General features: G+C 68.8%; 9 protein-coding genes. 5 read left to right on the forward strand and 4 right to left on the reverse strand.

Translation table 11 applies throughout. The features are described from left to right. The first annotated feature begins 29 nt into the window (after positions 1-29). Complete coding sequence (locus IMT31_RS01245) at positions 30-1,094, forward strand: biotin/lipoate A/B protein ligase family protein (protein ID WP_413543492.1); 1,065 nt, start codon at positions 30-32, stop codon at positions 1,092-1,094. Here IMT31_RS01245 and pepN read toward each other — a convergent pair. Both pepN and glgC read right to left on the reverse strand, forming a co-directional pair. Next, positions 1,091-3,832: an aminopeptidase N gene (gene pepN / locus IMT31_RS01250; RefSeq protein WP_413543493.1), complete on the reverse strand. Its 2,742-nt coding sequence runs from the start codon at positions 3,830-3,832 to the stop codon at positions 1,091-1,093. The genes IMT31_RS01245 and pepN overlap by 4 nt on opposite strands. A 197-nt stretch (positions 3,833-4,029) precedes the next feature. Beyond that, entirely contained in the window at positions 4,030-5,274 is a 1,245-nt protein-coding gene (glgC, locus tag IMT31_RS01255; protein WP_413543494.1) for a glucose-1-phosphate adenylyltransferase, read from the reverse strand. Positions 5,275-5,366: 92 nt separating this feature from the next. Between glgC and glgA the strand changes: the two genes are divergently transcribed. Beyond that, a complete protein-coding gene (gene glgA, locus IMT31_RS01260) occupies positions 5,367-6,563 on the forward strand; it encodes a glycogen synthase (RefSeq protein ID WP_413543495.1) in 1,197 nt (398 codons plus the stop codon). 50 nt (positions 6,564-6,613) lie between these two features. On the opposite strand, the gene IMT31_RS01265 is transcribed toward glgA, so the two are convergent. After that, complete coding sequence (locus tag IMT31_RS01265) at positions 6,614-8,782, reverse strand: acyl-CoA dehydrogenase (protein ID WP_413543496.1); 2,169 nt, start codon at positions 8,780-8,782, stop codon at positions 6,614-6,616. Then, on the reverse strand, positions 8,779-9,540 hold the full coding sequence (locus tag IMT31_RS01270) for a TetR/AcrR family transcriptional regulator (RefSeq protein ID WP_413543497.1): 762 nt from the start codon (positions 9,538-9,540) through the stop codon (positions 8,779-8,781). The genes IMT31_RS01265 and IMT31_RS01270 overlap by 4 nt, the downstream gene beginning before the upstream one ends. A 74-nt stretch (positions 9,541-9,614) precedes the next feature. Between IMT31_RS01270 and IMT31_RS01275 the strand changes: the two genes are divergently transcribed. The 3 genes from IMT31_RS01275 to IMT31_RS01285 are packed head-to-tail and all read left to right on the forward strand — an operon-like array spanning position 9,615 to position 13,250. Then, on the forward strand, positions 9,615-10,955 hold the full coding sequence (locus IMT31_RS01275) for an acetyl-CoA C-acetyltransferase (RefSeq protein ID WP_413543498.1): 1,341 nt from the start codon (positions 9,615-9,617) through the stop codon (positions 10,953-10,955). 4 nt (positions 10,956-10,959) lie between these two features. Further along, the gene (locus tag IMT31_RS01280; RefSeq protein ID WP_413543499.1) at positions 10,960-12,318 is read left to right on the forward strand and encodes a 3-oxoacyl-ACP reductase; all 1,359 of its coding nucleotides are present in this window, start codon (positions 10,960-10,962) and stop codon (positions 12,316-12,318) included. A gap of 2 nt (positions 12,319-12,320) precedes the next feature. Continuing rightward, positions 12,321-13,250, forward strand: coding sequence for a MaoC family dehydratase (locus tag IMT31_RS01285; protein WP_413543500.1), 930 nt, complete (start codon positions 12,321-12,323; stop codon positions 13,248-13,250). Positions 13,251-13,299: the final 49 nt, after the last annotated feature.

Genomic DNA, 13,299 nt, shown 5'->3' on the forward strand with positions numbered 1-13,299 from the left:
AACACCTAGCGAATACCTACCATGGAGGGATGACTGACTACACGCACCACGGTGAATACAAGGTCTCCGGTGGCAAGCTCGTGATCGCCGACCTGGCCGTCTCCGGAGACACCGTGGCGGCTGCCAGCATCAACGGCGACTTCTTCCTCGAGCCCGACGAGGCGCTGGCGGACATCAACCGCTCCCTCCTGGGCCTGTCAGTCGACGCACCCCACGGGACGATCGCGCAGAACGTGCGGGACGCCGTCGGGCCCGGGACCGTGATGTTCGGCTTCGATCCGGCCGCGGTGGCGACGGCCGTGCGGCGCGCGCTGGGCCACGCCACCACCTGGCAGGACCATGACTGGGAGGTCCTGGCGCCGCAGCCGTTGCCGATCAGCACCCAGGTGGCCCTGGACCAGATCCTCACCGAGGACGTGGCGGCCGGCCGGCGCAGGCCCGCCCTGCGCCTGTGGCAGTGGACCGAGCCGGCCGTCGTCATCGGGTCCTTCCAGTCGCTGGCCAACGAGGTGGATCCCGCCGGGGTCGAGCGGCACGGGATCACGGTGGTCCGTCGCATCTCGGGTGGCGGCGCCATGTTCATGGAGGCGGACAACTGCGTGACGTACTCGATGTACCTGCCGGCGTCCCTTGTGGACGGCTTGAGCTTCGCCGATTCCTACCCGTTCATCGACGCCTGGGCCATGGAGGCACTGCGACGCGCCGGGGTGGAGGCCTTCTACCAGCCTCTGAACGACATCGCCACGCCCGAGGGAAAGATCGGCGGGGCGGCCCAGAAGCGGTTGGCGAACGGGGGACTGCTCCACCACGTCACCATGAGCTATGACATCGATGCGGACAAGATGACGGACGTGCTGAGGATCGGCCAGGAGAAGATCCGGGACAAGGGCATCCGTTCAGCCAAGAAGCGCGTGGACCCGCTCCGCCGTCAGACCGGGATGAGCCGCCCGGAGATCTGGGAGACCATGATGGCGACCTTCACCGAGAGGTACGGGGCCACCCGGTCGGAACTCTCCAGGGACGAGATCTCCCGGGCCGAGGCATTGGCCGAGACCAAATTCACGACGCCGGCCTGGACGGCTCGGGTGCCCTAAGTCCGGTTGGCTGCCTGCGCCCGCAGCGAGCGCAGCAGGTCGTCCGTCTCCTCGAGGATGATTCGGCGCAGGGCCCGAGGCGCCTCGGGATGCCCGTCCAACCAGGTCTGGGCGGCCACGGCCACCGGGTGGTTCCGCTGTCCCTCCACCGTGCCGGGGATCGCGTCCTGCCGGGAGGGGAACAGCCCGTGGAGGGTCCTCGAGGCCAGGCCGTTGGACCGGTTCGACCACACTGCCTCCAGCGCCGTCCAGAACCGGTCCTCATAGGGCTCCGCCAGATCCGGGCGGGAGGCGGTGAAGCCGGCAGCGGTGGCGGAGAGATGGTCATTGGACAGCGTCCGGCCGTCCGGCGTGACACCGGAGATCACCGCTTCCCAGGCCGCGTGCCGCACCGCCGGTTCGGGCCGGGCGGCGGAGGCCATCCGGTGCCAGACGGTGTTCATGGCGCTCACATCCCAGGCCAAAGCGGTGTCCAGCTCGTCCTGGGTGGCGTGGCCCAGCGCGGAGAGTGCCTGCCAGGCCAGCCAGTGGATCTCGGCGTCCACCTCCAGTCCGGGGGCCAGCCGCTCCTGGTCCGGTGCCGCGTCAGGTCCCGTCCCGGCCAGGGTACGCAGGACCGGCAGGAACCCCGCTGCCCCGTCCGGCAGGGCCCCGTCACCTGCTCCGCGGGCCAACCGGGTGAACGTCCTGGCGGCCGAACGCTGCTGGTCGTCGCCAGCCCCACGGGTGTTCAGGGCATCCACCAGCACCTCGCCCAACCGGCTCCGGAGTGCGCTGCGCTCGGAGGCCGGGGCATACCGGTCCACGGCGGTCCTGGCCTGCTCCAGCACGCTGCCGTAGAGGCCAGCCTCGCTCAGCGCACCGGCGAGCCGGCAGACGGCCTCCACGAACTGTCCGGCCGGCAACAGACCGTCCCGGGTCATGTTCCACAGGGCGGCCCACACGGTCGCGCTGGCCAGCGCGTCAGCCATCGGGTACCGGAGCACCGCCTGGAGGGAGGGTTCGTCGAGACGGATCTTCGCGTAGGTCAGGTCCTCGTCGTTCGGCAGCACGAGGCAGGGTGCTTCCCCCGCCTCCGGGGCCGCCACCGGCATTGCCACGGGAGTCCAGGCTCCGGCCCCAGCGGCCCCCACCTCCACGTCTGCGCCCCATGTACGCGCCAGGCGGCCGACGTCGTCGGGGGAGAACACCCCGATCTTCAGCACGTGCGGGCGCAGGGCCTCCGCCCCAGAGACGGGATCCGTCCCCGCCTGGCGCAACCCGCCCTCCTCCACCCACAGCTCGGGCACCCCCGAGGTCCGCAACCAGTCGCCGGACCACGCGCGGAGATCCCGGCCAGAGGCCTCCGAGAGGGCCCCGAGGAAGTCGTCCAGGGAAGCGTTGGCCCAGGCATGACGGGCGAAGTACGCGCGGGAGGCCGCCATGAAGGCATCCCGGCCCACGAAGGCCACGAGCTGCTTGAGCACCGAGGCTCCCTTGGCATAGGTGATGCCGTCGAAGTTCTGCCGGGCCGCCTCGAGATCGGGGATGTCCGCCACGATCGGATGGGTGGTGGGGTACTGGTCCTGGAGATAGGCCCAGCCCTTGCGGCGGTTGGCGAACGTGGTCCAGGCGGCGGTGAACTCGGTGGCCTCGGCCACGGCCAGGGTGCCCATGAAGTCGGCGAAGGACTCCTTGAGCCACAGGTCGTCCCACCACCGCATGGTCACGAGGTCGCCGAACCACATGTGCACCATCTCGTGCATCACGGTGGTGGCCCGGCTCTCGTACTGGGCCTGAGTGGCCGTGGAGGTGAAGACGTGGTGCTCGGTGAAGGTCACCAGGCCGGGGTTCTCCATGGCTCCCAGGTTGTACTCGGGGACGAAGGCCTGATCGTACTTGCCCCAGAGGTAGGGGGTGCCGAAGAGGTCGTGGAAGTAGTCGAGGCCGGCCTTCGTGGTGGCGAAGATCCGCTCGGCGTCCAGGGAACCGGCCAACGAGGCCCGGCAGTACAGCGCCAGGGGAACCTCGGGGGCACCGGAGTCCGGGTGGCCGCCCCAGCGGTCCTGCCACCGGGCATACGGACCGGCCAGCAGGGTGGTGATGTACGTGGACATCGGCGGGGTCCGGGCGAAGTCCACGGTCACCAGGGCGCGCCCGGCCTCATCTGTTCCCGCGTCCCGGCGTGCGGTCGGCGGCTGGTTGGAGGCCAGCACCCAGTCGGCGGGGCCGGTCAGGTGAAACGCGAAGCGTGCCTTCAGGTCCGGTTGCTCGAAGGTGGCGAAGACCCGGCGCGCGTCGGCCGGCTCATACTGCGTGTACAGGTAGGTCTGGCCGTCGGAGGGGTCGACGAATCGGTGCAGGCCCTCTCCGGAGGTGGAGTACAGCGCGTCACCGGTGACGGAGACCTCGTTCTCCACCGCCAGGTCCTCGAGCAGGATGCGGGCCGTCCCGGCCACCTGCGCGGGTTCCAGGGCCCGGCCGTTGAGGACCACCGATTCAACGCCGTCGTTGATGAAGTCCAGGAAGGTCCAAGACCCGGGGCGGGTGCAGGAGAATCTCAGGGTGGTCGTGCTGCGGTACCGACTGGCCCGGGGGTCCAGGGCAGTGGACAGGTCCAGGTGGACGTCATACTCGCTGGTGGTCACCATCGCCGAACGCGCGAAGGCCTCATCCCGCGTCAGGTTGGTCCGGTCCAGGAAGTCCTCGGCGAGGCCTTCAGGGGAAGGGGCCGCCGATGATGTGCTGTCAATCACCATGAAGTTATTCAACCACTCTTTCAGGTCTGACGCCGTACCTCCTCCCCTCCGAACTCGGCTGACAGGCGGAGGTTACGCACAACTGTCAAGGCTTGTACTCACCTACACAAGCCCATATCCTTGTGAAATGGCGTCCCTGGTCCCAGCAACCCGGTCCAAGAGCTGCGGCTCAGGGCACTGGGATCACCCCGTTGCCGTCAGGTGAGCGGCGGGACGAATTGCCCCTTGGACGTGACGGTCAGGCCGGACTCGGTCACCGTGAACCCCCGGGCCTCGTCCTCGGCGCGGTCGAAGCCGATCTGCACGCCTTCCGGGACCACCACGTTCTTGTCCAGAATCGCGTTGCGGACCTTGGCACCGTTGCCCACCACCACGCCATCCAGCAGGACGGACTGCTCCACCCAGGCCTCGTTGTCCACCTTGACGTCCGTGGAGAGGACGGACTGGGCCACGGTGCCGCCGGAGATCACCACGCCCTGGGACAGGATGGAGTCCACCGCGGTGCCCGGACGTTTGGTGGCAGAACGGACCAGCTTGGCCGGCGGGGACACTGACTGGCGGGTGAAGATCGGCCACTCGGGGTTGTAGAGATTGAAGTCCGGCCACGGCTTCACCAGGTCCATGTGGGCGTCGTAGTACGAGTCCAGGGTGCCGACGTCCCGCCAATAGTGAGTGTCCCCGGTCTCCTCCGGCAACCTGTTGGCGGTGAAGTCGTAGACCCCGCAGTCGTCCTGTTCCACGAACCAGGGGACGATGTCCCCGCCCATGTCATGGTCGGTGTCCGTGGCCTTCGAATCCTCATTGAGGGCCTGTACCAGGGCGTCCGCGGTGAAGACGTAGTTCCCCATCGAGGCCAGGAACTGGGTGGGGTCATCCGCCAGGCCCTGGGTGGTGGCGGGCTTCTCCACGAAGCGGGCGATCCGGTCCGGCCGGTTCTGCTGCGTCTCGATGACACCGAAGGACGGGGCCAGGTCCAGTGGCTGACGCACGGCGGCCACGGTGGCCGAGGCTCCCGATTCCACGTGCTGTTCCACCATCTGCTGGAAGTCCATGCGGTAGACGTGGTCCGCACCGATCACCACCACGATGTCCGGCCGGGCATCGTGGATGAGGTTCATCGACTGGTAGATGGCGTTGGCGCTGCCGAGGAACCAGTCCTTGCCACGCCGTTGTTGGGCCGGCACGGACGCCACGTAATTCTGCAGGAGCGTGGACATCCGCCACGTCTCGGAGATGTGACGGTCCAGGGAGTGCGACTTGTACTGGGTCAGCACCACGATCCGCAGGTAGCCGGAGTTGACCAGATTGGAGAGTGCGAAATCGATCAACCGATAACTGCCCGCAAAGGGGACCGCCGGTTTGGCCCGGTCCGCCGTCAGAGGCATCAGCCGCTTGCCTTCACCGCCGGCGAGCACAATCGCCAGAACCTTCTTCTGTGGCATCCGAGGCATTCCGTCCCGTCAGAGGAGCATCCGTTCCTTCACACTAACCGCCACACTAACGGCACCCGTGTGTGCTGGACTACGTTGTTAGCGTGCGCATCGACATTGTGACCAAGGAATTCCCCCCGGCCATCTACGGCGGCGCAGGGGTCCACGTCGCGGAGCTGTCCCGCGTGCTGGCCGGACGGACGGACCTGCGGGTCCATGCCTTCGGTGCGGAGCGGGATCCCGACTTCCACGGGGCGGCCGTGTCCGCCTATGGCGTCCCCGGCGGTCTGGAGGATGCCAACCCGGCAGTCCAGACCCTGGGGACGGACCTGGCCATCCTCGGCGAGCTGGCCGGAACCGACCTCATCCACACGCACACCTGGTACGCCAACCTGGCAGGCCATCTCGGGGGACTGCTGCACGGCGTGCCGCACATCCTCTCCGCACATTCGCTGGAGCCCCTGCGGCCGTGGAAGGCGGAGCAGCTCGGCGGCGGATACCGCCTGTCCTCCTGGGCCGAGTCCACGGCGTACGCCTCTGCGGCCAGTGTGATCGCCGTGTCCGAGGGCATGCGCCGGGACATCCTGGCCTCATACCCGGAGGTTGACCCGGCCAAGGTGCGGGTGGTCCACAACGGTATCGACACGCAGCTCTGGACCCCCCAGGACGACGTCGGCCCCCTCGCCCGGCATGGAATCGATCCGGACCGGCCGACCGTCGCCTTCGTCGGGAGGGTGACCCGCCAGAAGGGCGTGCCCTACCTCTTGCGGGCGGCCGCCCGACTGGCGCCGGAGGTGCAGCTCGTGCTGTGCGCTGGCGCAGCCGACACCCCGGAGCTGGCCGCCGAGGTCAACGGCCTGATCGAAGAGCTCCAGTCCAGCCGTGACGGAGTGGTGGTGATCGAGGGCATGCTGCCGCGCGAGGAGATCATGCAGATCCTCACCCAGGCCACCGTCTTCGCCTGCCCCTCCGTCTACGAGCCACTCGGGATCGTCAATCTGGAGGCCATGGCCTGCGGCACCGCGGTGGTGGCCTCCTCGGTCGGCGGGATCCCGGAAGTGGTACAGGAGGGCGCCACGGGCCGTCTCGTCGCTCTGGAACAGGCCGCCGACGGCACCGGATCGCCCGTGGACCCCGACCGCTTCGTGGCAGACTTCGCCGCCGCCCTCACGGCAGTCCTCGAGGACCCTGAGGCGGCCCGGCACATGGGTGAGGCCGGACGCCGCCGCGCCATCGAGCACTTCTCCTGGGACTCGATCGCCGATCGGACCCTCGAGGTCTACCGCTCAGTCCTGGACTGAAGCCGGGCGGACGCCGGAACCACGTCCTCCTGACGTCCTGGACCGGCCGACTACTTCTTCCTGTTGCCCGTGGCGCGGGCGGCCTTGGCCGCGTTCTTCTCGCGCTGGTGCAACACCTTCTCGTGGATCGGCGCGTCGGCGGAGGCCCGCAGCTTCCGGTAGTACTCGGCAGCCTCATCCTGACGCTCCGCCTCCGCGCCGGTGGTGATATCCATGCGCAGGTGCTCCTGCTCGTAGCCGAAGGCATCCACCAGGTCCTGCGCATGGGGACGCAGCCGGGCCGCCAGGCGGTTGATGTACCCGCGCAGGGTCCGGGCCCGCTGTGTGGAGATCCGGCCGGACTGGATGAACCACCCCAGGTCGTCCTCGATGACGCGGAGCGCGAAGAGGTTGCGCAGCCAGGTCATCACCTGCTTCGTGTGCACATCCTCGATGGCCTCGATGGCGCGGGTGAAGGCCTCCCACTCGAGCAGCTCACCGTGGTTCCGGGCTGCGTCGATCAGATCGGCCTGGTTCTGGTTGAAGGTGGCGGCCTGCTCTGCCTGCGGCTTCTTGGCCACCGGCATCAGTGCCTGGGCCACCGCGGCCGTCTTCGTCCGGACTCGATCCTCGAGCAGGGCACGCTGGACCTCTGGATCCTTGAACCAGCTGGCGCTCTTGCGCTCCGAGCCGGCATCCTGCACGGCCTGGGCCACCCGGCGCAGCCCCGAGCGGTTGACCATGGCTTCCGTGGCCTGACCCCGCACATACCGGGACAGGGCACCGATGGACAGGTTGGTCAGGTCCTTGGAGTAGTCCGAGAGCAGGCGCTTGGCCACCAGCTGCAGCAGTACGTTGTTGTCACCCTCGAAGGTGACGTAGATGTCCAGGTCCTGCCGCAGCGAGGCGAAACGGTTCTTCGCCATGAAGCCGGCGCCACCGCACGCCTCGCGGGCCTCCTGCAGGGTGTCGAGGGCATTCCAGGTGGTCAGGGGCTTGATCGCCGCAGCCAGGGTCTCGAGCTCCTGACGGTCCTCGTCCGTGTCCGACTCCCCGGAGAAGATCGAGTGGAACTTCTCCAACAACTCGTTCGCGGCGAAGGTGTCCGCATAGGTCCGGGCTAGTCGGTCGATCAGACGGCGCTGGTGCAGTTGGTAGTCCATCAGCACCTCCTCACGGACATCCGAGGTCGCGTTGAACTGCCGGCGCTGGTTCCCGTAGGTGATGGCACCGGTCAGCGCCAGGGCGGAGGCCGCAGCACCGGACATGGACAGCGAGACCCTGCCCTGGACGAGGGTCCCGATCATGGTGAAGAACCGGCGGCCGGGGGAGGCGATGTCCGAGGTATAACCGCCGTTCTCGTCCACGTGGCCGTAGCGGTCCAGCAGATTGGTCCGGGGCACGCGCACGTGATCGAAGTGCAACCGGCCGTTGTCGATGCCGTTGAGTCCACCCTTGAAGCCGTCATCCTCACCCCCCACGCCCGGCAGGAACTCTCCGGCCGCGTCACGTAGTGGGACGTAGAGGCAGTGCACGCCGTGGTTGACGCCATTGGTGATCAGCTGCGCGAAGACCACGGCAGCCTTGCCGTGGACGGCGGCATTGCCGAGGAACTCCTTCCAGGCGGCCTTGAAGGGCGTGTGAATCTCGAACTCATCGGTCTCGGGCACGTAGGTGGCGGTGGTCCCGATGGAGGCGACGTCCGAGCCGTGGCCGATCTCCGTCATGGCGAAGGCCCCGGGGACGTCCAGACTCATCACGTCCGGCAGGAAGCGCTGGTGGTGTGACTCCGTGCCCAAGTGGAGGATGGCGGAGCCGAAGAGGCCCCACTGTACGCCGGCCTTGATCTGCAGGGAGGGGTCGGCGGAGACCAGCTCCGTGAACAGGGCGATGTTCCCGCCGTGGTTGTCCTCGCCGCCCAGGGACTTCGGGAAGGCCTTCTGGATGGCTCCCGTGTCCACCAGGATCCGCAATTGGTGCAGCACCCGTTCGCGGTGCTCCTCCATGGAGATGTTGTCCACCTTGTGCAGGTCCGGGTTCTTGACGTTCTCGCGGCCCTGACGACGCTCGGCGGCCCAACGGCCCAGCAACAGCTCCTGGACGGCGCGCAGGTCCAGCCCGCCCGGCTCAGCGGGGGAGATGGCACTGGAGGCAGCCTGCGCCTCAGTTGAATCCATGGCGGTCGGGGGGACGGCACCGCCAGGAAGGGGAGTGACGCTGGAGTCGGAGGTGGTGGTCATGACTGCTCCTGTTCGAGGATGGAGGGATCGGTGTGCTGATCAGACTCTGAGGACGGTTCGGGCGTGGGCGGATCGGCGGCATAGGTGCCGTCCAGACCGACGGTGAGCCAGGCGGTGATCTTCCGCGCCAGACGGGTGGCATCGGGGCGGGCTGTCCCGGAGGCGGTTCCCAGCCAGGTCTCCCCGGCCGAGCGGACCATGCCGATGGCGGCGCGGGGCCAGTACCAGGTGGCGGAGTTGGCCCCGGGCGAGCGCCCCTGCTGGCGGAGGTAGTCGCGGAAGTGCACGTCCATGACGGCGGCGATCCGTTCGAAGAAGTCCGCCATCGCCGCCGGTTGCCCACCGGAGGGGGTGCCGGCCGTGGCCTCCGGCGGAAGTCGCGTGGAGAAGGCATAGACATGGGGCGAGGATTCGGCGAGCCTGAGATAGACGGACACCATGGCGAACAGGCCGTCGAGGGCGCTGTCGGAAGCCTCAGCGGCCGTCAGGAGCTCTCGCTCCATGAACTGGATGGCACGCTCGCCAACGGCCACCTGCAGTCCGTTCTTGTCCCCGAAGTACCGATAGAAGACGCTCTTGGAGGTTCCGGCGTGGGCAGCGATCTCATCCATGGAGACCTGCGGACCCAGATCATGCACGGCCTGGCGCGCGGCCCGGATGAGATTGACGCGGCGTTGCTGGCGATGCTCGTCCCAGCGAGTGGCCCGGCCGTCCGGAGCACCCGGCGTCCCGCCGGTGGCCTTCAGTGCGGTATTCACGATACCCAGCGTATCAGGTACTCTGAGTAGCAGTAAGCCCCCTCACACCAGAGTTTCCGTCAGGAAGGGACACCATGACCGAGAACCCCGCCCACCCCACCGCCCCGGACGCCGCTGCCATTGCCGGCGGCCCGCTCCGTCAGGCCGTCATCATCGGCGGCAACCGCACGCCGTTCGCCCGGTCCCACGGTGCCTATGCGAAGGCCTCCAACAAGGACCTGCTGACCTCCGCCCTGAACGGCCTCGTGGCACGCTTCGGACTCCAGGGTGAGCGGATCGGCGAAGTCGCCGCCGGTGCCGTCATCAAGCACAGCAAGGACTTCAACCTGACACGGGAGTCGGTGCTCGGCACCACACTGGACGCGGCGACCCCGGCGCACGAGGTGCAGATCGCGTGCGCCACGGGCATGGAGGCCATCGGCGGGCTGGCCAACAAGATCCGCCTCGGTCAGCTCGACTCCGCCATCGGCGGCGGCGTCGACTCCATCTCGGATGCCCCCCTCGTCTTCAACGACGCGGCCCGAGCCATGTTCATGGAGCTCAACCGCGCACGCACCACCCAGGACCGGATCAAGGCCGTGTTGAAGTTCCGGCCCGGCCACCTGGCACCGCAGGCCCCGGGCACCGAGGAGCCCCGCACGGGGATGTCCATGGGCGAGCACCAGGCCCGAACCACACACCGGTGGGGCATCACCCGCAAGGCACAGGATGAACTGACTCTGGCCAGCCACCAGAATCTGGCGGCTGCCTATGAGCGCGGCTTCTTCGACGACCTCATCACCCCGTTCGGCCCGCTGTCCAAGGACAACAACCTGCGCGCCGACTCCACCCTCGAGAAGCTCGGCTCACTGAAGCCTGCCTTCGGCCGTGATCTCGGTGACGAGGCCACCATGACCGCCGGCAACTCCACCCCCCTGACGGACGGTGCCTCGGCCGTGCTGCTGGGTTCCGAGGAGTGGGCCACCGGCCGGGGCCTGCCCATCCTCGCCGACTTCGTGGACTTCGAGACCGCCGCCGTGGACTTCGTGGACGGCGCCGAAGGCCTGCTCATGTCTCCTGCCTATGCCGTCTCCAGGTTGCTCAAGCGCCAGGGGATGTCCCTGCAGGACTTCGACTACTACGAGATCCACGAGGCCTTTGCGGGCACCGTGCTCTCCACGCTCAAGGCCTGGGAGGACGAGGACTTCTGCCGCAACAGCCTGGGCCTGGACGCCCCGCTGGGATCGATCGACCGTTCCAAGCTCAATGTCAACGGCTCCTCCCTGGCGGCCGGCCACCCCTTCGCCGCCACGGGTGGACGCATCACGGCCACCCTGGCCAAGATGCTGCATGAGAAGGGTCCGGGCTCACTGGGCCTCATCTCGGTCTGCGCTGCCGGCGGACAGGGCATCGTCGCGATCGTGCGGGGGCGCTGAACCGATGGCGGCGCAGCATGACACCTACACGGCCCTCGTCAACCAGCCCCTGGGGAAGAGGATCGCGGCGTCCCTCGGCCTCCCTCAGCCAGCCGTCCTCCGTCGGTACCAGCCCGGACAGGTCCTCGTGGAGGGCTCCGTGCTGGTCCTGGGGGACAGTCACGCTGCCGACGAGACGGCGGCCATCCTCCTCGACTGGGATGTGGACGTCCGCCGCCAGCCGGCTCCGGCGGACCGCTACGGCGCCGTCGTCGCCTGCTATGACGACGCCGGAACACCGGCAGACCTGTCCGCCACCACCCTGCAGCTCGGCTCCGTGCAGCGGCAGTTGGCCCGATGCGCCCGCGTGATCACCGTGTTCCGTGACCCGGAGGCGTCCACGGTCCCGGCCGTGCGTGCCGCGCGCCGGGGCGTGGAGGGAATGACGCGCTCACTCGCCCATGAGATGCGCCGCGGGTCCACCGCCAACGGGCTGGTCCTCGGGAAGGACACGGCCCTGTCCAGCGCCGGGGCCACCGGTGCCCTGCGGTTCCTGCTCTCGTCCAAGAGCGCCTTCGTCTCCGGCCAGTTCGTCCCCGTCACCGCTGAGGCTGGAGAGATTCCCGCGGACTGGGAGAAGCCGCTGGCCGGCAAGGTCGCCGTGGTGACCGGTGCCGCGCGCGGCATCGGCGCCGCCATCGCCGAGACCCTGCACCGGGACGGCGCCACCGTGGTGGGCGTGGACGTGCCGGCCGCCGGTCAGGCGCTGGCCGGCGTCGTGAACCGGCTCTCCGGTACCGCGCTGCAACTGGACATCACCGCGGCGGACGCCGGCCGGAGGATCCTGACGCACTGCGCCGAACGGCACGGCCGACTGGACATCGTGGTGCACAACGCCGGCATCACGCGGGACAGGAAGCTCGCGAACATGGATGCGGCGCGGTGGGACTCCGTGATCGCGGTGAACATCGAGTCCCAGTTGGCCATGAACCGGGCCTTCCTCGAGGCGTCCGGCCAGGGAATCGCGTCCGGACAGCTGCGCATCGCCTCGCTCGCCTCCACCTCGGGGATCGCCGGCAACGCAGGACAGACCAACTACGCCGCGTCCAAGGCGGGCGTGATGGGCATGGTCTCCGCCACCGCCACCGAGATGGCAGCCGTCGGTGGCACCATCAACGCCGTGGCCCCGGGGTTCATCGAGACCGAGATGACCGCCAGGATCCCGGTGGCCACGCGGGAGATCGGGCGCCGTCTGAACTCCCTGCAGCAGGGGGGTCAGCCGGTGGACGTGGCCGAGGCGATCGCCTTCCTGGTCTCCGATGCCGCCGGCGGGACCTCAGGCCAGACTCTCCGGGTCTGCGGCCAGGGACTGATGGGGGCCTGAGGATGGAACGCGAGACCATGACCCCGCTGGCCTCGAGCTACCGGGCGGCCCTGGCCACGGCCGCCACGGACGCACTCCGCAGGCGCCGCCGCCCCCAGCAACTGCCGGGCCGCACCGTGGTGGTGCAGGGCCATCAGATCCCCGCGGACCTGGTGGCCCGGTATGCAGCGCTGTTCCACCGCTCGGGAGAGCCACTGGACCCGCAGGACGTCCCCTCCGTGCTGGTGCACGTGGCCGCCTTCCCGGCGGCCATGGAGCTGATGTCCGACCCCGAGTTCCCCCTGCCACTGCTGGGTATGGTGCACCTCGAGAACCGCGTGGTGCACCATGCGGCCGTGCCCTCCGGGACGCCGCTGACGGTGGCCGCCTCCGCCACCGCCCTGGCACCTCACCCCTCGGGGACCACCGTGGACCTCGTGGTGACCGTGCACGGCCCCACGGGCAGTGCACGGGAGGATGGGGATTCCCCTCAGCTGTTGTGGGAGGGCACGTCCACCTACCTCGCCGCCGGGGTCCGCCTCCAGGGCCAGGAGAGGCCGCCCCGCCCCGGGCATCCCGAGTTCATGGCCCCGGCGCTGACCGCCCGGTGGTCCCTGCCGGGGTCCACAGGCCGGGACTACGCGTCCGTCTCGGGGGACTACAACCCCATCCACCTGAATCCTGTGACGGCCAAGGCCCTGGGGCAGAAGGGGATGATCGCCCACGGCATGTACCTCGCGGGGCGCATGTTGGCCGGCCGTGAACCGGCCGGCGGCGGCTTCTCCTGGGGGATCGAGTTCGCCACGCCGGTGCTGCTGCCCGGCACCGTGTCCCTGAACTTCGACCATCCGGCGCCGGGCCGTACGAAGGTGACGGCCTGGAACGGCCGCCGACAGCGGCCGCATTTCACCGGGTCCATCACGGTGGACACGGTGGACGGCTCGGAGGCCTGATCCCGGGCTGGGTCGGCAGTGTCGGCAGGACCGGCAGGGTTGCCGGGGC

This window comes from Citricoccus nitrophenolicus, assembly GCF_047305825.1.
Classification (GTDB): Bacteria; Actinomycetota; Actinomycetes; order Actinomycetales; family Micrococcaceae; genus Citricoccus; species Citricoccus nitrophenolicus.

Bases quoted from the DNA above. Each gene is read 5' to 3' on its own strand.
- IMT31_RS01280 (WP_413543499.1), top strand. From the start codon at position 10,960: ATGGCGGCGCAGCATGACACCTACACGGCCCTCGTCAACCAGCCCCTG.
- IMT31_RS01265 (WP_413543496.1), bottom strand. From the start codon at position 8,782: ATGACCACCACCTCCGACTCCAGCGTCACTCCCCTTCCTGGCGGTGCC.
- glgC (WP_413543494.1), bottom strand. From the start codon at position 5,274: ATGCCACAGAAGAAGGTTCTGGCGATTGTGCTCGCCGGCGGTGAAGGC.
- IMT31_RS01285 (WP_413543500.1), top strand. From the start codon at position 12,321: ATGGAACGCGAGACCATGACCCCGCTGGCCTCGAGCTACCGGGCGGCC.
- IMT31_RS01275 (WP_413543498.1), top strand. From the start codon at position 9,615: ATGACCGAGAACCCCGCCCACCCCACCGCCCCGGACGCCGCTGCCATT.
- pepN (WP_413543493.1), bottom strand. From the start codon at position 3,832: ATGGTGATTGACAGCACATCATCGGCGGCCCCTTCCCCTGAAGGCCTC.
- IMT31_RS01245 (WP_413543492.1), top strand. From the start codon at position 30: ATGACTGACTACACGCACCACGGTGAATACAAGGTCTCCGGTGGCAAG.